Source organism: Pedobacter sp. NO84 (assembly GCF_059703915.1).
The window spans coordinates 1,563,355-1,583,098 of the sequence record NZ_AP046575.1 but is presented as its reverse complement, the minus strand read 5'-3'; the positions used below and the strand labels follow the sequence as shown (position 1 = coordinate 1,583,098).

General features: G+C 39.7%; 14 protein-coding genes. 8 read left to right on the top strand and 6 right to left on the bottom strand.

Translation table 11 applies throughout. The annotated features are described in order from the left end of the window. Positions 1–78: 78 nt before the first annotated feature. From AC6H0V_RS06790 to AC6H0V_RS06760, 7 genes are all read left to right on the top strand, one after another. Positions 79–2,817 (top strand): family 78 glycoside hydrolase catalytic domain, encoded by a 2,739-nt coding sequence (locus AC6H0V_RS06790; RefSeq protein ID WP_497562962.1) that lies wholly within the window; start codon positions 79–81, stop codon positions 2,815–2,817. An 80-nt stretch (positions 2,818–2,897) separates the two neighbouring features. Next, positions 2,898–5,945 carry a glycosyl hydrolase gene (locus AC6H0V_RS06785; RefSeq protein ID WP_497562961.1) on the top strand — a complete coding sequence of 1,016 codons (3,048 nt, stop codon included), beginning with the start codon at positions 2,898–2,900 and terminating at the stop codon, positions 5,943–5,945. Positions 5,946–6,089: 144 nt separating this feature from the next. Then, on the top strand, positions 6,090–7,160 hold the full coding sequence (gene rhaT, locus AC6H0V_RS06780) for an L-rhamnose/proton symporter RhaT (protein ID WP_497562960.1): 1,071 nt from the start codon (positions 6,090–6,092) through the stop codon (positions 7,158–7,160). Positions 7,161–7,237: 77 nt separating this feature from the next. Next, positions 7,238–9,352 carry a bifunctional aldolase/short-chain dehydrogenase gene (locus tag AC6H0V_RS06775; RefSeq protein ID WP_497562959.1) on the top strand — a complete coding sequence of 705 codons (2,115 nt, stop codon included), beginning with the start codon at positions 7,238–7,240 and terminating at the stop codon, positions 9,350–9,352. Positions 9,353–9,663: 311 nt separating this feature from the next. Further along, entirely contained in the window at positions 9,664–10,947 is a 1,284-nt protein-coding gene (locus AC6H0V_RS06770) for a sugar isomerase (RefSeq protein ID WP_497562958.1), read from the top strand. Between the two features lie 5 nt (positions 10,948–10,952). Further along, positions 10,953–12,335, top strand: coding sequence for an FGGY-family carbohydrate kinase (locus AC6H0V_RS06765; protein WP_497563366.1), 1,383 nt, complete (start codon positions 10,953–10,955; stop codon positions 12,333–12,335). Positions 12,336–12,390: 55 nt separating this feature from the next. After that, complete coding sequence (locus AC6H0V_RS06760; RefSeq protein WP_497562957.1) at positions 12,391–13,422, top strand: GntR family transcriptional regulator; 1,032 nt, start codon at positions 12,391–12,393, stop codon at positions 13,420–13,422. Positions 13,423–13,770: 348 nt separating this feature from the next. On the opposite strand, the gene AC6H0V_RS06755 is transcribed toward AC6H0V_RS06760, so the two are convergent. Both AC6H0V_RS06755 and AC6H0V_RS06750 read right to left on the bottom strand, forming a co-directional pair. Next, positions 13,771–14,460 carry an NUDIX hydrolase gene (locus AC6H0V_RS06755; protein WP_497562956.1) on the bottom strand — a complete coding sequence of 230 codons (690 nt, stop codon included), beginning with the start codon at positions 14,458–14,460 and terminating at the stop codon, positions 13,771–13,773. Position 14,461: 1 nt separating this feature from the next. Continuing rightward, positions 14,462–15,133: an HAD family hydrolase gene (locus AC6H0V_RS06750; RefSeq protein WP_497562955.1), complete on the bottom strand. Its 672-nt coding sequence runs from the start codon at positions 15,131–15,133 to the stop codon at positions 14,462–14,464. A gap of 102 nt (positions 15,134–15,235) precedes the next feature. Here AC6H0V_RS06750 and AC6H0V_RS06745 point away from each other — a divergent pair, with 102 nt between their 5' ends. After that, positions 15,236–16,372: an aldose epimerase family protein gene (locus AC6H0V_RS06745; RefSeq protein ID WP_497562954.1), complete on the top strand. Its 1,137-nt coding sequence runs from the start codon at positions 15,236–15,238 to the stop codon at positions 16,370–16,372. Positions 16,373–16,419: 47 nt separating this feature from the next. On the opposite strand, the gene AC6H0V_RS06740 is transcribed toward AC6H0V_RS06745, so the two are convergent. From AC6H0V_RS06740 to AC6H0V_RS06725, 4 genes are all read right to left on the bottom strand, one after another. Then, positions 16,420–17,589 (bottom strand): alpha-hydroxy acid oxidase, encoded by a 1,170-nt coding sequence (locus AC6H0V_RS06740; protein ID WP_497562953.1) that lies wholly within the window; start codon positions 17,587–17,589, stop codon positions 16,420–16,422. Positions 17,590–17,700: 111 nt separating this feature from the next. Further along, positions 17,701–18,522, bottom strand: coding sequence for an amidohydrolase family protein (locus tag AC6H0V_RS06735; protein ID WP_497562952.1), 822 nt, complete (start codon positions 18,520–18,522; stop codon positions 17,701–17,703). Positions 18,523–18,528: 6 nt separating this feature from the next. Then, positions 18,529–18,858 carry an L-rhamnose mutarotase gene (locus AC6H0V_RS06730; RefSeq protein WP_497562951.1) on the bottom strand — a complete coding sequence of 110 codons (330 nt, stop codon included), beginning with the start codon at positions 18,856–18,858 and terminating at the stop codon, positions 18,529–18,531. Further along, positions 18,858–19,715, bottom strand: coding sequence for a fumarylacetoacetate hydrolase family protein (locus AC6H0V_RS06725; protein ID WP_497562950.1), 858 nt, complete (start codon positions 19,713–19,715; stop codon positions 18,858–18,860). Before AC6H0V_RS06725 ends, AC6H0V_RS06730 begins: the two co-directional genes overlap by 1 nt. Positions 19,716–19,744: the final 29 nt, after the last annotated feature.

Sequence of the window (19,744 nt, the reverse complement as noted above, 5' to 3'; positions counted from 1 at the left end):
ACCAAGTGTCAGTGAAGCCTATGACGAGATTATCTTTTTGGTTATTTTAACGTAATTATTAACCAAAAAATATACTTGATGAACACCAAAAAAGTCACTCTTTTTCTGTTTTTTTATTTCATTACCTCAGTTGTACTTGCAGTTGAAATAAAACTGAAAGCCCTTAAAACCAATTACAAAACTAATCCCGTTGGTCTTGATGCAGGATCGGTACGTTTTAGTTGGAAGTTAGAATCCCAAATCGCCGAAACCATGCAACAAAGCTACGAAATTCGGATTTCGACTAGTGAAAATGATGTTCTTAAAGGTAAAAATCTAATATGGACGAGCGGCAAGATAAACAGTGATCAATCAGTTAATGTGAGCTATACTGGTGGGGCTCTTAAAGCTAAAACACGATATTTCTGGCAAGTTAGGGTGGTAGATAACCATAAAAATTCTTCAAATTGGAGCGCTGTTCATTTTTTTGAAACCGGGATGCTAGGTCCAGGCGATTGGCATGCCAGCTGGATTGAAATGACATTGGTAACAGACGGAAAAGTGGGCGCTGCTCCAATTTTTGCAAAACAGTTTGATTTAGGCAAGCCAATTGCGTCTGCGAGGCTTTACGTTACCTCGCATGGATTATACGAGGCGACGCTAAATGGTCAAAAGGTGGGGAACGACTTTTTTACCCCAGGTTGGACTAGCTATCATAAACGCTTACAATACCAAACCTATGATGTAACACATTTATTAAAACGGGGGAGTAATCTTACCGCAGTAACCATAGGTGATGGTTGGTACCGCGGCAACCTGGAATTTAACAATAAGAGAAACCTTTATGGAAAGGAAGTTGCACTTTTATATCAACTGGAGGTTAAATTTACAGATGGTACAAGTACAACTATCGCTTCTGATGGAACATGGCTTTCCTCCTTAGGCGGGCCAATAAAAAAATCGGATATCTATAACGGTGAAACGCTTGATGCCAGGTTGGCGCAACCTGTAAATAATCTAAGCAGTACTAATTGGAAAGCGGCGAAGGAGGTAAATTACAGTAAAGATAACTTAATCGCCCCAGCTGGGCCAGCAGTAACTAAACATGAAGAATTTGTTCCTATAAATATTATTAATACCCCTAAGGGAGAAACAGTTATAGATTTTGGACAGAATTTAGTAGGGTGGGTAAAAGTAAGTATTGGCGGAACAGCGGGTGATACCATTACCATCAATCATGCAGAAGTATTGGATGCAGCGGGCAACTTTTATACCGACAATCTTAGGAACGCCAAGCAAGAAAATAAATATGTTTTTAGTGGAGCAGTAACGGATGTTTTTGAGCCTCATTTTACCTTTCAAGGGTTTAGATATATTAAAGTAAGCGGATATAAAGGAGCCATCACAAAAGATAACTTTAAAGCTATCGCAATCTACTCGGATATGCAGCCCACTGGCAAATTCAGCACTTCAAATGAATTGGTAAATCAGTTACAGCACAATATCCAATGGGGGCAAAAAGGAAATTTTTTAGATGTTCCAACAGATTGTCCGCAACGCGATGAACGGTTGGGCTGGACAGGCGATGCCCAGGTGTTTTTCAGCACTGCGGCATTTAACATGGACGTATCTGGGTTCTTCTCAAAATGGTTGGGCGATCTAAAGGTTGATCAACATGCAAACGGCAATGTACCGGTAGTTATTCCAGACGTGAGAACTATAACCAATGCTGGCTCCGCGGGCTGGGCTGATGTTTCAACCATTATTCCATGGAATTATTATTTGGCTTATGGCGACAAAGAGCTGCTTGCTAGGCAATACAGCAGTATGAAGGCATGGGTTGATTATGTAACCAGTGTTAGCAAAGACAATTTATGGAATTCGGGTTCGCATTATGGCGACTGGCTTTTTTATAGTGTAAACGATGATCGTGACGGAAAATCAGCAATCACAGATAAATTTTTAATTGCACAGATCTATTATGCGGCTTCAACCCAAAATGTGATCAACGCCGCTAAAGTTTTAGGAAATCAGGACGATATCAATAAGTATCAAGCTTTGCTTACTTCAATTAAAGCGGCCTTTATGAAAGAGTATGTTACTTCTTCGGGACGACTTACCTCAAACTCTCAAACCGCTTACGTGTTGGCTTTGAATTTTGATATGTTGCCAGAAAATTTGAGAGATCAAGCGGCAACGAGGCTCGTTGAGAATATTAACCTTTATAAAAATCATCTAACTACCGGTTTTTTAGGAACTCCCTATCTGTGCCATGTATTAAGCCGCTTCGGTTATACCGATGTGGCGTATAAACTCTTGCTTCAAGAAACCTATCCGTCGTGGCTATATCCTGTTAAAAAAGGAGCTACAACTATATGGGAGCGTTGGGACGGCATCAAGGCCGATGGAAGTTTTCAGGCCGTATCCATGAATTCGTTTAACCACTACGCCTATGGAGCAATTGGCGATTGGATGTATAAAACAATTGCGGGTATCAGGTACGATGAAGCCAGCCCAGGTTATAAACAAATTTTGATCGCACCGAAACTGGGTGGTAAGTTTTCGAGCGCTACTGCTCAGCTAGAGACCCCATATGGCCTAGTAAACAGCACATGGAAAATTGAAAACGATAAATTTATTTTTGACGTTGTTATTCCCGCTAATACAAAAGCAACTATTCAGCTTCCCTCATCGGCCAATTCAAAAATCAAGGAAAACAGCCCTACTGTACAGCAAAAAATTGATGCTGAAGGCGCATTAAATCCTACAAAAGACGTCAGCATTGCAGTAGGCTCTGGAAATTATCATTTCGAATATATACTTGCAAAGCCTATCTGAGTTCTAACCGCTAACATTATAAAACTATTTAATCCTACACTTATCCTATCATCCTTTAATCCTGCAATCCTAGTCCTAGTATGACATCAAGAAGAAAATTTATAAAAATTAGCGCCATTGCAACGGCAAGTATTCCTTTAGTAAATTTAGAGGGATTAGCAAATCCGTTAATTGCCCCGATAGAAAATAAAGTCGAAGCCTCAGGGTTAGAGCGCAACTTTTTTAGTCCGCCGCAGGCCAATAAATCTGCTTGTTATTGGTGGTGGTTTAATGCAAGGGTTGATAAAGAAGGGATAACAAGAGATCTCGAAGAATTTAAGAAGAAGGGTATTTGTGAAGTAGCGATGATCAATTCTTCGGGTGGTTTAAGTGGTGTTCCTTATCCAGCAGGAGTTCCTTTTCTGGGCGAAGAATGGAAAGAGCTATACCGTTTTGCCATGAAAGAGGCAAAAAGGGTTGGTATTGAAATCGGAATAAATATGTGTTCTGGATGGAGTATGGGCGGTCCGTGGATCAAACCCGAAAACTCTTGTCGTTGGTATCTACAATCACAATTGGAGGTAACCGGGCCAAAAAATTTTAGCGATAATTTACCTCTTCCAAATCCTAGGGATAGATATGATCATGTATTTAATCCTCCCGGATTTAAAGATTACATCGATTTGCCTTTAGATCAACTCGATTACAAGGATACAGCCATTGTAGCTATCCAAATCACAGATGAAATAAATAATAAAATTACAGGACCAAGGGCAAACGTTTTACCGGCGAAAAATAATCACAGAGATGCAACTAGCTGGTCGAGAGCGTCAGATTCGACTGGACCAACCTTATATCCATGGCAAAATAATCCCTTAGATAGGCCAATACCAGTTTCGCAGGTAGTAGATTTAACCAGCAAAGTGAACAATGGTCGGCTAAATTGGGATGTTCCCGCTGGGAGATGGGTGATTATCAGGACCGGGCATAGATTAACGGGTTCAAAGGTTATGGTAGCTCAGCCAGAGGGCGATGGATTATCGGTTGATTGGTTCGATCATAAAGGAGTTGACATTCAATTCCAAAATCTTGGAAAAGTTTTTCTAGAAGAGGCTGCAAAAGTTGGCAACAAGCCAAAATACTTCTGTGATGATAGTTTTGAAGACGGTTTCCCTAACTGGACACCAAAACTCCTAGATTATTTTAAAAAATACCGAGGTTACGACGCTTTGCCCTATTTGCCCGTTTTATTAGGCTTTAACATTGGCAGCGCAGAGATTTCTGATCGGTTTTTACATGATTATCGTAAAACCTTGGGCGATTGTATGGCCGATGAACACTACAAACATTTTGCAGAATTATGCCATAACCACGGAGTGTTGATGCAAAATGAATCAGCCGGTCCAAGTCGATCTTCAACCGTAAGCATAGACGGGTTAAAAAACCTGGGCCGCAGTGATTTTCCGATGGGAGAGTTTTGGTTAGGAATAAACCATGATAAGGAAGGTGGTTTAAGCGAAGAACTTTCGTTTGGATTAACCCGAATTGTTGGTGGCGCTGATGGGCAGAACATCAACTGTAAAATGGTTGCTTCAGCGTCTCATATTTACGGAAAAGCAACGGCATCGGCCGAAGCATTTACCAGCTATAGGCATTGGGTTGATGCACCAGGAAACTTGAAACAGGCCTTAGATCGTGCATTTTGCGAAGGTATTAACCGTATCGCCCTGCATACCTCTACAGCATCACGTCCTAGCGATGGGAAACCTGGATATGAATATGGAGCAGGAACGCATTTTAATCCAAATGTAACCTGGTGGGACAGATCAGAAGGATTTTTCAACTATGTTGTACGTTGCCAATACCTGTTAAGATCAGGAAAGTTTGTTGCCGATGTATTGTATTACAATGGTGATGGAGTCCCAAATCTGGTCGATGTAAAAAAAATTAATCCGGATTTAGGCAGTGGTTACGACTATGATGTGTGCAACGAAGAAGTGCTTTTAACCCGTTTAAGTGTTAAAAATGGGAAAATTGTCCTTCCGGATGGAATGAGCTACAGAATTTTGGTTTTGCCAGATAACAATAGAATGCCCGTAGCAGTACTAAAAAAATTGAAAACTTTGGTAAGGGATGGGGCAACAATCGTTGGCCAACAACCCATTATGGATACAGGGTTAAACAATTATCCGCTGTGCGATCAGGAAATAAGACGAATTGGAAGCGAACTATGGGGCAACGTTGATGGGAAAAAAGTAAAGCTCAATCATTACGGTAGTGGACGGGTTTTTACCGGCGTTACCACAAGAAATATCTTATTAAATGATGGTGTGGAAGCGGATTTTAGGTTTACGGGAAAGGATAATTTTATCGATTTTATCCACCGTACAACAAAGGAGGCAGAAATATATTTTCTAACCAACAGGCATAATGCTGCTGTAAAAACAGAAGTAACGTTTAGGATCAAGGGCCGCTCTCCACAACTGTGGGATGCGGTAACAGGTAAAATTTTAAAAGCTCCCACACACAAGGTTTCAACCAATGGAGTTTCGCTTTCATTGGCATTTGAAGCTTTCCAATCGGTTTTTGTGGTATTTCCTGCTCAAATTGTTTCTAAAGCCACAGCGAGTAGCGAGTGGCTTTTCCAAAATCCTGATCAGCTCACTGTTTTCGAAGACCTAACTGGAGAATGGGAAGTAAGCTTTGATCCCAAATGGGGCGGACCAGCTCAAGTTACTTTTCACACATTGGAAGATTGGAGCAAAAATGCTGACGTAGGAATTAAATATTATTCTGGAAAAGCAACATACACCAAGAAATTTGATCTACAAGCCATACCAGCTAAAGGAAAACAGATGTTTTTGGATTTGGGAATGGTGAAAGATATTGCTGGAGTAAAATTAAATGGATACGACTACGGAACCGTATGGACAAAACCATGGCGGGTAGAGATTACCAATCAACTTAAGAAAACCGGAAATATACTCGAAATTGAAGTAATTAATCAATGGCCAAACCGCTTAATTGGCGATTTATCTTTGCCTCCAGAAAAAAGATTAACCAATACGAATATTGTGTTTAAGAAAACCGATCAATTATTACCTTCGGGTTTGCTAGGCCCTGTAAGCATTAAAGCGAAAAATAGTTAAGCGTTAGGCGAATGGCGTTATGCGTTGCCAATAGTGCGGCCAAACGCCCAAACAAATTTTCATATATAAATGAGCTTTTCATAACAGTTCATAACAGTTACCACTTAATCAATTTTTAATTTCGAAAACCAAATACAAATAGATATGAATGCAATTTTAGGTGTAATCTTTCATTTTTTCGGGGGCTTTGCCTCTGGTAGTTTTTACATTCCCTACAAAAAAGTTAAGGGCTGGGCCTGGGAAAGTTATTGGATAGTGGGGGGTATTTTCTCTTGGTTGATCGTTCCTCTTTTAGCGGCATGGATAACCGTTCCAGGTTTCGTTGATATTATTAAAAACGCAGACACATCGGTACTTTTTTACACGTATTTAATGGGATTGCTTTGGGGAATTGGAGGTTTAACCTTTGGTTTGGCCATGCGTTACTTAGGAATGAGCTTAGGGATGAGCGTGGCATTAGGCTTTTGTAGCGCATTTGGAGCATTGGTACCCTCTCTATATTATAACCTATTTCCACAGGAAGGTAAAACTTCTTTCACCGATATGATTGCCACTAATAGCGGATTAGTAGTGCTATTAAGCGTGGTAGTTTGTTTAATTGGTATCGCAATTTGCGGAAAAGCGGGAATGCGTAAGGAAAAAGAACTCTCGGCCGAACAACAAAAAGAAGGTGTCAAAGAATTCAACTTATCCAAAGGATTAATTGTTGCAACTGTTTCAGGGATCTTAAGCGCATGCTTCAGTTTTGGTATCGAAGCGGGCAAACCTATGGCAGGAGTGGCGAAATTAGCCGCAGAGGCAGCGGGGAGCTCAACACTGTTTGTGAATAATGTAACTTTTGTAGTTATCCTATTAGGTGGGCTAACAACCAATTTTGTGTGGTGTATGATCTTAAATGCACGCAATAAAACCTTTGGTAATTATACAGACAATAAAGCTCCGTTAGCCTCCAATTATCTTTTTTCTGCTTTGGCCGGAACCACATGGTTTCTACAGTTTTTCTTCTACGGAATGGGTGAAACTAAATTGGGCAATGGTGCCAGTTCATGGATTTTGCACATGGCCTCTATCATTATCGTTTCTAACCTTTGGGGCATTAAATTTGACGAATGGAAAGGGGTGAGCAAAAAAACTTTTTCTACTTTGATTTTAGGAGTAGTGGTTATTTTAATCTCCGTAATTCTTGGCGGAATAGCCAAGTTGATCGATAATTAGCCTAGAGTTCCGAAGTCGAAAGTTTTGGCTCTACTCAAACAACAATATGACAATTCAACAATACAACAATAAAAAATATGCCGTTTAAAGAATATAAACATGTAAGTTACCTGTGGGATGATGGGGCTGCTGCTGCACTCGAAGGTGATGAAGTTGCCTTATTAATTTATCGCTCTAATTTATTGGGTGCTGATTTGCGATTAACCAATTATGGTGGTGGGAATACTTCATGTAAACTAATGGAAAAAGATCCGCTTACCGGCCTGCCAACCGAAGTAATGTGGGTAAAAGGTTCTGGTGGTGACCTAGGAACACTAAAGAAAAGTGGTCTAGCTGCGCTGTATGTAGATAGGTTAAGGAGTTTGAAAACTATTTACCGTGGAGTAGAGCATGAAGATGAAATGGTAGAATTATTTAACCATTGCATTTTTGACCTCAGCTCTAAAGCACCTTCAATAGATACCCCATTGCATGGTTTTTTGCCATTTAAGCACATCGACCACTTGCATCCTGATGCAGCTATCGCTATTGCAGCGGCCAAAGATGGAAAAAAAATTACCCAAGAACTTTTTAATGGTACTATTGGTTGGGTAGAGTGGAAGAAGCCAGGTTTTGAGCTTGGCCTACAATTAAAGCAATGTTTAGACGAAAACCCAGGCATCCGTGGCATTATGCTTGGCTCGCACGGACTATTTACCTGGGGTGATACCGCTTACGAAAGCTATTTAAATACCTTAGAAGTAATAGAAATTTGTTCTGATTACCTAGAGCAGAATTATGGCAAAAAAGGTCCTGTTTTTGGCGGACAAAAAATCGAAAGCGCCGCTGCTGACCAAAGAAAAAAACAAGCGGCGGCAATCGCGCCTGTTTTAAGAGGTCTTTGCTCTTCAAAACAGCATATGATTGGGCATTTTACAGATGACAGCCGAGTTTTAGAATTTATAAATTCAAATGACCTCGATCGTTTGGCCCCCATGGGAACAAGTTGCCCAGACCACTTTCTAAGGACTAAAATAAGTCCTTTGGTTTTAAGCCTGCCCAGTAATGCTGATCTTTCTGATGGAAAAGCACTTAGAGAGAGCCTTACACCGGCTTTCGAAGCCTATAGAGCAATGTACACCGATTATTATGAAACATGTAAACATTCAAATAGTCCGGCTGTACGCGATACTAATCCGGTTGTAATTCTGTATCCGGGTATCGGAATGTTTACCTACTCTAAGGATAAACAAACAGCTAGGGTTGCTGCAGAATTTTATATCAATGCTATTAACGTAATGAAAGGTGCCGAAGCAGTTTCTGAATATACGTCATTGCCGCACCAAGAGGCCTTTAATATCGAATATTGGTTATTAGAGGAAGCAAAATTACAGCGCATGCCCAAGCCTAAACCACTTACCGGTAAAATCGCCCTAATAACGGGTAGTGCAGGAGGAATTGGGAAAGCAATCGCTAAAAGGTTTGTTGCTGAGGGAGCTGTAGTGATTTTAAACGATATGAACGCAGAGCGATTAGCCGAGGCTGGAAAAGAGTTTGAAGCCCAATACGGCAAAGATGCCTATACAACCGTAACCTTAAACGTGACAAGTGCTGATGAAATTACCCATGCCTTCGATGCTGCAGCACTTGCCTTTGGCGGGATTGATATCGTGGTAAACAATGCAGGCTTATCCATCTCAAAATCTATTACCGACCATACCGATAAAGACTGGAACCTATTATATGATGTTTTGGTAAAAGGACAGTTCTTTATTACCCAAGCTGCAACAAATTCGATGCAAAAACAAAGTATTGGTGGCGATATCATTAATATTGTAAGTAAGAATGCGTTGGTAAGTGGACCAAATAATGCAGGTTATGGTAGTGCAAAAGCTGCTCAATTGCATTTGAGCAGGTTAAATGCGGCCGAATTAGGAGCTGATCATATTCGTGTAAATGTGGTTAATCCTGATGCCGTAATTAGTGATAGCAATATTTGGGCCGGTGGCTGGGCCGAAGGCCGAGCAAAAGCATATGGCGTTAAAGTAGAAGAATTACCAGCATACTATGCAAAACGTACACTGTTAAACGAAATCATCCTACCAGATGACATCGCCAATGCATGTTTCGCCTTTGTAGGCGGACTGTTAAACAAATCAACAGGTAATGTTTTAAACGTTGATGGCGGCGTTGCAATGGCGTTTGTGAGGTAGGAAGGAGCATAGGGCATAGAGCATAGAGCTTGATCAAGTTGAGCACTAAGTCTGATGCTAAACTATAAATTGGAAAAAGGTTAGGGTGATTGAAAGTCCATGCTCTACGCTCCATGCCAAAGAATAAATTGGGAAGGCTAGGGTTATCGAAACTCCATGCGCTACGCTCCATGCCAAAGAATAATTAATGAAAAGGTTAAGGTTATTGAAGTTCTATGCTCTCTGCCCTATGCCAAAGAATAAATTCAAGAAAAAGGGTTAATGCTATGAAGCTCTATGCTCTCTGCGCCGTGCCAAAAAAATAATATCGTATGAACATCCAAAAAAACCAAATCGAAACCCATAATGATTCGCTTTTAACCGCACATCAGCAAAGGTTAAACAACTTAAAAAGCGAATGGGCCAACAGTGATATAGAGCAGGTAATCCAAAAATTGGTCGATTTTCAGATCGCTATTCCAAGCTGGGCCCTTGGTACAGGGGGGACACGTTTTGGTCGATTTACAATTAATGGTGGAGAACCCCGAAATTTAGAGGAAAAAATTGCAGATGTTGGCCTTTTACATGCATTAAATAACTCGAGTGGCGCCATATCGCTCCACATCCCCTGGGATATTCCTAAAAGTCCAGAACAGATTAAAAAATTAGCTGCTGGTTACGGCTTAAAGTTTGATGCTGTAAATTCAAACACCTTTCAAGATCAACCAGGTGCTCCGGTAAGCTATAAATTTGGATCATTGCAACATATCGATAAAGCTGTTCGTAAACAAGCGATTGAGCATAATATTGAAGTGATAAAACAGGGTGTTTCTCTAGGTTCAGAATCCTTAACGGTTTGGTTAGCTGATGGTTCATGCTTCCCAGGTCAACTTAACTTCCGGCAGGCTTTCCAAAATACCTTGAGCAGTTTGCAGGAGATTTATGCCGCATTGCCATCCCACTGGAAAATGTTTGTAGAATATAAAGCGTATGAACCCAATTTCTACTCAACAACAGTTGGAGATTGGGGCCAATCTTTATTATATGCCAACAAGCTTGGAGATAAAGCCTTTACATTAGTTGATTTGGGCCACCATTTGCCAAATGCTAATATCGAGCAAATTGTGGCGCTTTTATTAATGGAGGGTAAATTAGGGGGCTTCCACTTTAACGATTCTAAATATGGAGATGACGATCTAACCACTGGAAGCATAAAACCATACCAACTGTTCTTGATTTTTAATGAATTAATAGAAGGAATGGATGCCCGTAATATGGATCATGCAACCAGTTTAGGTTGGATGATAGACGCTTCACATAATGTTAAAGATCCATTGGAAGACTTATTACAATCTATAGAGGCTATCATGATTGCCTATGCACAAGCTTTACTGGTGGATAGGAAAGCCCTAACAGCAGCGCAACAGAATAATGATGTAGTACTTTGCCAAGAGCTATTGCAGCATACTTTTAGGAGTGATCTAAGGGCAGTAGTGGCCGAAGCGAGATTAAGGGCTGGAGCTGCCTTATCACCCATTAATTTGTACCGAGAACTTGGCTGCAGAAAGGCATTAATCAAAGAACGTGGATTGGGTACGGTAGCAACAGGTTTATAATCAAGATCATGCCAATACCAGTAATTGCTATATTTGACGTCGGGAAAACGAATAAAAAACTTTTTCTGATAAACGAAAACTACACCATCGTTTACGAGCGTGCGGCGCGTTTTGTAGAAACTACCGATGAAGATGGCGAGCCTTGCGAAAACCTGGATAGTCTGATCTCTTCCGTGTACGATTCCCTACAGCAGGTACAGAAACTGAAAGAATTTGATATAAAGGCAATTAATTTTTCTACCTATGGTGCAAGCTTCGTATACTTAGACGAAATTGGAAAACCCTTAACTCCACTTTACAATTACCTAAAGGCCTATCCTGAAGAACTTAGTACTGCATTTTACGCGAAATATGGGGGCGAAGAACAACTTTCCCTAGAAACCGCGTCTCCTATATTGGGGAGTCTAAATTCTGGATTGCAGTTTTATCGTCTGAAGAAAGAAAAACCTGATATTTTCGCAAAGGTTAAGTACGCCTTGCATCTACCCCAATTCCTGAGCTATTTAATTACGGGTAAGGCAGTGGCCGATATTACAAGTATAGGTTGTCACACACATTTGTGGGACTTTCAAAAAAACGAATACCATAAATGGGCAGTTGAGGAGGGATTAGTAGAGAAATTTGGTGAATTTACCCCTGCTGATTCGAGTTTGCCCATAACATATGATGGGAAAAATTACCATGTGGGGGTGGGCTTGCACGATAGTTCTGCTGCGTTAATTCCATATTTAGCTAATTTTTCGACCCCATTTGTGCTGCTTTCTACAGGGACATGGTGCATTAGTTTAAACCCCTTTAATCAGGAACCTTTAACTGCAGAGGAACTTATACAAGATTGTTTGTGTTATATGCATTTTAAGGGTAAGGCGGTTAAGGCCTCGAGGGTTTTTGCTGGATATGAACATGAGCTACAGTTAAAACGTATTGCAGATCATTACGATAGGGCAGCTTACCTGTTTAAACACTTGAAATTTAACCCTGGGTTGTTTCTTAAGTTGGGCACTAAAATTCCTGATAATCAACATCCACAGACCACTTTTTCTGCACAATCGGCATTTGGCGAACGAGATCTAGCTCTTTTTAAGACTGCCGAAGAGGCCTATCATCAACTCATATTTGATCTGGTAAAACAACAGATCTATTCCTTAAAACTGATCTTAAATGAGGGTGTTCGAAGAATTTTTGTAGACGGCGGATTTGGGAAAAATGCTATCTATATGCATTTATTGGCTATTTCCATTCCAGATATCGAGGTTTATGCTTCCTCGGTTTCACAAGCAACCGCTATCGGCACCGCATTGTCCATTAACGATGTATGGAATTCGCATCCTGTGCCTACAGATATTATAGAACTGAAGTATTATTCGAGTATACAGAGAACTATTTAATTTGTAAATTCGTCGATTAGCTAAATAGCTAATTATTACATTCACTAATTATACTTTGAAACCAGAAGACCTTATAGCGCACATTGTTGTGGATGAATATTCATCTACCCCAAAGTATAAACAATTAACCAACGCGATTTTGTCCGCTATAGAGAGTGGTAAACTCAAGCGAAACAGTCTCTTGCCCTCCATTAACGAACTTAGCTTTAAGTTAGAAATTTCTAGGGATACCGCAGAAAAGGGTTATCGTCATTTGCGGAAGTTGGGTGTGGTAGAATCCGTTCCGGGAAAAGGCTACTTTATCGTAAATACAGATTTTGCCCAAAAACTAAAAATCTGTTTGTTTTTCAATAAGCTCAGTACCCATAAAAAAATTATCTATGATGCGTTTACAAAAGCAATTGGCGAACAGGCATTAATCGATTTTTATATCTATAATAATGATTTTGCGCTTTTTAAAAAACTGTTGATCAGCAAAAAAGACGAGTATTCCCATTATGTCATTATCCCTCATTTTATTGAAGGGGGCGAAAATGCACATGATGTTATCAATACTATCCCGAAAGATAAGTTGATCATTTTAGATAAACTACTGTCGGGTGTTACCGGGGAATATGGCGCTGTATACGAGAATTTTGCCCAGGATATCTACGCAGCATTAGAACAAGCCTTAAGTAGATTATCAAACTACCATACCCTAAAGATCATCTTTCCTAAAGACAGCTATTTCCCGAAAGAGATTTTGAGCGGTTTTTACAGGTTTTGCCAACAATATGCGTTCAACCACAAAGTGATACATAACATCAAAGAGGAAGAAATAAGTGTTGGTGAAGTATATATTAATCTGATGGAAGATGATCTAGTGATTTTAATTGAACGGTTAATTGCTTTGAAATTAAAAATCGGAAGGGATGTTGGTGTAATTTCCTATAACGAAACCCCACTTAAAACGATTATTCTAGATGGTTTAACCACCATTTCTACAGATTTTAGAGAATTGGGCGCTAAGGCAGCAGAACTAATATTAACTAAAAGAACAGAGAAGATCGAAATTCCTTTTTATTTAACGTTGAGGAAATCATTGTAATTTTTAACCACAAGTAACAGAGACGCAAAGAACCGTTAGTTAACTTGACTAACCTCATATTACCTAAAAGTAGTCAGTCTGAGCCTGAGGAAGAACAAGTAAAGCCCTTCGACAGCTCAGGGCGACAAACTTATTGGACTTTTGGACTATCGTACTATTTTTTTACCATCTAAGATATCTAAGAACAGCTAAGCATCTGCCAAACCAGCACTTTTATTTACCCCAAAATTGTCAATCTGAGCCTGTGGAAGAACAAGTAAAACCCTTCGACAAGCTCATGGTGACGAGCTTATTGGACTTCTGGACTTTCGGATCCTATGACTTTCCGACTTCCGGACTCCGCTCAATCTATTTAGGTATAAAATTCAAGAAAGATTGAAACTGTGACCGATGCTTCATTTTGTCGAGCTTAAAATAGAAAGCTCCTCTTTTTGAACTTGATTTATCCTTTTCTGCTTGTTTAATCAACAAACCACTCGCAGTAATCTTACGAATGAAATTTCTGTTGTCTATGGGCGAATCATAAACTTGCTCGTACAATGCTTGAAGCTGCGGAATCGTAAACTTTTTTGGTAAAAGCTCAAAAAGAATAGGGTGGAGTGCAGCCTGATACCTAATTTTATCCATGGCCGATCTAACCATTTCATCATGGTCAAAGATAAGTGTCGGAATTTCTTTTAACTTAAACCACTCTGCCCTATATTGATCATTGATCTGCTTGCTATATTTATTTATGTCGATCAGTGCGAAATAAGCTACAGAGACTGTCCGCTCAATAGGATCCCGATCAGGATCCCCATAGGCATGAAATTGCTCTAAATATACATCATGCAGGCCCGTAAGTTCTAAAAGAATCCGTTGCGCTGCACCATTCAAATCTTCGTTTTCTCCCACAAAACCGCCCATTAAGCTCCATTGGTCTTTAACGGGCTCAATGGCCCTTTTAACTACCAATAACTTCAATTGTTCGCCATCATAGCCAAAAACTATACAGTCAACAGCTATTAAAATGGGTTTTTGGTTAAGATATCTAGCCATGTTAAAATAGATAATTTAAAATAGGATCTTTGTAATCACTGATAAAAGCCAAGATATTATCAAAATTCCCGAATTCTTCTTTAGTGTGGGTAGTGGTAACTACAATACATTTCATTCCTGCATTTGCAGCTGCTTCTACACCTTTTGGTACATCTTCAAAAACTACACAAGCTAAAGGATTAACGTGTAAGGATTCGGCTGCTTTCAAAAAAGTTTCAGGGTGTGGTTTACTGACCTCAACATCATCTGCACTCACAATTGCGTCAAAATAGGGCCTAATATGGAGCCCATCCAAAATAAAATTAATGTTGAGAGGTATCGCAGCAGAACCGATAGCCATCTTGATTTCAGCATCCTTTCCCTTTTTTAGGAAATGATCCAGTCCCTCTATCAAAGCAAGATGGGGCAAAAAAGCCTCTTGATATCGGGTCTCCTTATCGGCTGAGATTTTTGTAAGCTGGTCGCGATCAAAATAATCCTTTCCAAAAACACGGGCCAATAACTCTTCGTTCTTCCCATACATTTCTTTTTTTACATCATCAAATGAAATCGATGAACCCAGATCATCCCTAAGAATAGCATGCCATGCTTCCGCATGAAAATTCATATCGTTGATCATTGTTCCGTTTAAATCGAAAATAAAAGCTTTAGGCTTAAAATTAAATTCCTGCATGGGCGTCTAAATTATAAAAATTGCTGCAAAGAAATAAAATTATTATCGTTATGATGACGTTAATTTATTTTTCTTACTTTAGTCCTAACCAAAATAGATCTCATGAAACATATCTTTAAACTCATTCCGGTTGCAGGTTGCATTTCCCTAGCAATTTTATCCTGTAATCCCTCTAAACCCCAAAGTGAGCAGTCATCTGCTTCTAACTCTTCTTACGATACCACGATTGCTGGCAAGAACGTGACCTTATATACACTGAAGAATAAATCAGGGGCCTCAGTTTCCATTACCAATTATGGTGGACGAGTGGTTTCACTTTTAGTGCCTGATAAAGATAATAAGCTAATAGATGTGGTTTTAGGATACGATAGCATTAGCTCATACGGCAAAAAAGGAGAGCCATTTTTTGGAGCTTTAATAGGTCGTTATGGCAATAGGATTGGAAAGGGTAAATTTACTTTGGAAGGAAAAGAATATCAGCTTCAGTTAAATGACGGTCCAAATACGTTACATGGTGGTACTGATGGTTTCTTTTCAAAGGTTTGGGATGCGAAGCAAGATGGACAAAAACTGGAACTTACGTATGTTTCTGCTGATGGAGAAGCAGCTTACCCAGGGAAGCTATCGGTAAAGGTAGTGTACACCCTAACTGATGAAAATGCACTTCAAATAGATTATACTGCAACAACCGACAAAACAACGATTGTAAACTTAACCAACCATGCCTATTTTAATCTAAGCGGAGAAGGAAACTCTACTATTTTGGATCATGAACTAATGATTGCTGCGGATGCAATTACTCCAGTTGATAGTACATTAATCCCAACCGGTAAATTACTTCAGGTTAAAGGCACAGCATTTGATTTTAATGTAGGTAAGGCGATCGGTAAAGATATAAATATGAAAGATGAGCAATTAACCTTTGGTAAAGGTTACGACCATAATTTTGCCCTTAAAACAACTGACGGCAATACAGCTGTTGCAACAGTTAAAAGTCCTGTAAGTGGCATTACTATGGAAGTTTATACGTCAGAACCTGGATTGCAGTTCTATTGTGGAAATTTTTTAACAGGTGTAGATAAGGATGGAAAAGGTGGAAAATCATATCCCCATCGCTCTGCATTTTGTTTGGAGACACAACACTTTCCAGATGCTCCAAATCATACAAATTTCCCCTCAACGGTGTTAAAACCAGGAGAAACGTATAAGACGAGTACTACGTATAAGTTTTTAAAGTAGCAGAGGGCATAGGGCAGAGGGCAAACTCCATGCGCTACGCCCTATGCTTATCCCTTTAGCAACCTTTCTGGAAACTGAGAAACTCTCTCAATAGTAACCTGTTGCATAACTTGGTACAAATGGGCCTTGAACATGTTAATGGTGTGTTCTCCGCCTTCATCGCCCAAGGCACCAACCCCATACATGAATGGGCGTCCCATAAAGTTAAAATCTGAGCCAACGGCATGCGCCCTTGCCAAATCAACACCGGAGCGAATACCGCCGTCTAACATGATTTTTAACTTAGAACGATAATGTTCATTACCAGCTAGTTTGATCAGCGAGTTGATAGATGACTCGCCTGCATCAATTTGCCTCCCTCCGTGGTTCGAAACAATTACGCCATCTGCCCCGATCTCAATAGCTGCTAGCATGTCCTCATCCGTTGTAATCCCTTTAAGTACTAATGGTCCCTTCCATATATCACGGATTGCCTTTACTTTTTCTATATCCACTTTTCCGGTAAATGTTCTATTCATAAATTGCCCTAATTGGGTCATATCCAAGCCCTTTTCCATGTAAGGTTTCAATGTTGCAAATGATGGAATTCCATGTTGTAGGGTTTTTATCCCCCATAACGGGCGAGCAACTGCCTGCAATACATTATTTATAGACATTTTTGGTGGGATGGACAGTCCACTTTTGATTTCCCTATACCTTAAACCGAAGGAAGGCACATCTACTAAGACCACTAATACAGGACATTCGATTGCCTTTAGTCTATTTAAGATATCATCTCTTAGTCTATTTTCTGTGGGATGATAGAGTTGAAACCATGCTTTACCATCAGATACTTCTGCAATTCGCTCAATACTACTGGTGGATACCGTACTTAAGGTGTAAGGAATATCGTATTTAGCAGCGGCTTTAGCTAAAATTTCGGGTGCATTTGGCCACATTAAACCTTGTAAACCTATCGGTGAAATACCAAATGGAGCGCTATATTTACGGCCAAACAATTCTACAGATAGGTCAATATCGCCCCCAACACGCAAATAATTAGGTTTAAGGTAGATATTGTCGAAGTCGCTTTCATTACGGGATAGATTTAACTCCTCATTACAACCGCCTTCTAAGTAGTCGAAAGCGAATTTTGGAATCCTTGTTTTAGCTTTACGCCGCAAGTCGGCTACGGAAGGGTATTGGGAATTATAAGTGAAAGTAATTTTTTGGCTCATGGTAAGTTTGTAATCCTACAAAAATAATTATTTTAATAATTAAGCTGTTATGCGCTGTTATGCGCTGTTTGGTAGTTTGCTCATCCGATGACTCATCCGATGAGGAGCTAATCATATTTTATAAAATCTTCTCGCATTCCCATCAAGTATTGCTTCTTGATCAGCTTTGCTAAACTGGCCAATATATTTTTTAACCAAATTAAACCACTCGGCATAGGGTCTACTGATTAACACAACTGGCCAATCGCTTCCGTACATTACTCTATCAGTACCAAAGTGCTTAAAAACTACATCAAAGCAATTAAAAATCTGCTTTTCGGTCCAGTTATGCCAATCAGCTTCTGCTAATAGGCCTGAAATTTTACAGCTTACATTGGGGTGTTCTGCAATCATTTTCATATGCTCCTCCCAATGTTTTAATGCTTGATTTTTAACATCGGGCTTCCCACAGTGATCTAAAACTAAGGGTTGATCGGCTAGTTTATCTACTAGTTTAATAAGTGTTGGCAATTGGTTGTGATAACATAATAAATCATACGTGTAGCCATACGCATGCAAGAGCCTAACTCCATTTGTAAAACCATCAGTCAGCATAAATTCATCTGGTTCAGCTTGGAGTATGTGGCGCCAGCCTTTAATCAACTTAAAATTAGACCAGTGATTTAATCTGTCTTCGAGTTGATCACTGCATAGATCTGTCCATCCTACAACACCTTTTATAATCGAATATTCTTGGGCTAAGGATAGGAGATAATCGGTTTCTGCTTCAGTTTGATTGGCCTGTACAGCTATACATCCATCAATTTGATGGTTATTGAATAAAACTGATAGGTCTTTGGGTGTAAAATTCTTGCGGATATTGCCCATATCCTCTGTTATCCAATTGTCTCTAACCGGATCGAAATTCCAGAAATGAACATGAGAATCAATCATGGTGTACTAAAGCTCGAAAATTTGATCCATCAATACCCACTTTTCACCGGGTTCAGACCATGGTAGCGACTGTTGGAAGTTCCACATCAGTTTTTCCCACTCCTGAACTTTAGAGTTTGATGAATCGGCTTTTGCTTTAGTTTCAAAAGAAAAGTCGTCATTAACATCCATGATCATAAAAAGTCGGTTGGCAACTAGATAAATCTCTAAATTTTCTATGCCCACTGCTTTAATGTTATCCTTAACTTCGGGCCAAACCGATCGGTGATACGATTTATAAGTGGAAATTAGTTTTGGATCATTTTTAAGATCGAGTGTGAAACAATATCTATCCATTAGGTTTCATTATTGTATGGTTTAACATGTTGTTTGCTACTTCCAAGTCCATCAATTCCTAATTCTACTACGTCTCCTGGCTTTAGGTACCACGGTTCGGGCTTTTGCCCCAATCCTACACCTGCAGGCGTCCCAGTGGTAATTACATCACCTGGTAAGAGTGTCATAAACTGGCTTAAGTAATGTACAATATAAGGGACATTAAAAATTAAATTCGATGTATTTCCATTCTGAAGTATTTTTCCATTCACGGTTAGCCACAAACGTAGATTATGCACATCCCCAATTTCATCTGGGGTAGCTATAAAAGGTCCGAGGGGAGCAAAAGTATCACAGCTTTTTCCTTTTACCCATTGTCCGTTTCGTTCAAGTTGAAATTCACGTTCGCTATAATCATTGTGAAGAACATATCCTGCAATATGGTGATAGGCATCTTCTTCAGAAACATATTTTGCCTTTTTTCCAATAACGATGGCCAATTCTACTTCCCAATCGGTTTTTTTGCTGTTTTTAGGAATCTCTAAATCATCATTAGGCCCAACTATTGCTGAGGTAGCCTTAAAGAACACAATTGGCTCTACTGGGAGTGGTGCATTCGTTTCTGCCGCGTGGTCTTTATAGTTTAACCCAATACAGATTAATTTCGAAGGCCTGGACATTGCCGCACCTAACCTAACGTTTTGGTCTACTGATGGTAAGTTACCCTTTTTTATATTTTCTGCTAACTGATGGATTGCATCGCCAGCAAAAAAATCTTCGTCGTAATCATTTACCAAATGGGATACATCAAAATACCTATCATTTATAATTACGCCTGGTTTTTCTTCCCCTAATTTGCCGAATCGTATTAATTTCATTTTATGTTTTTAGCAGACTTACGAAGTCT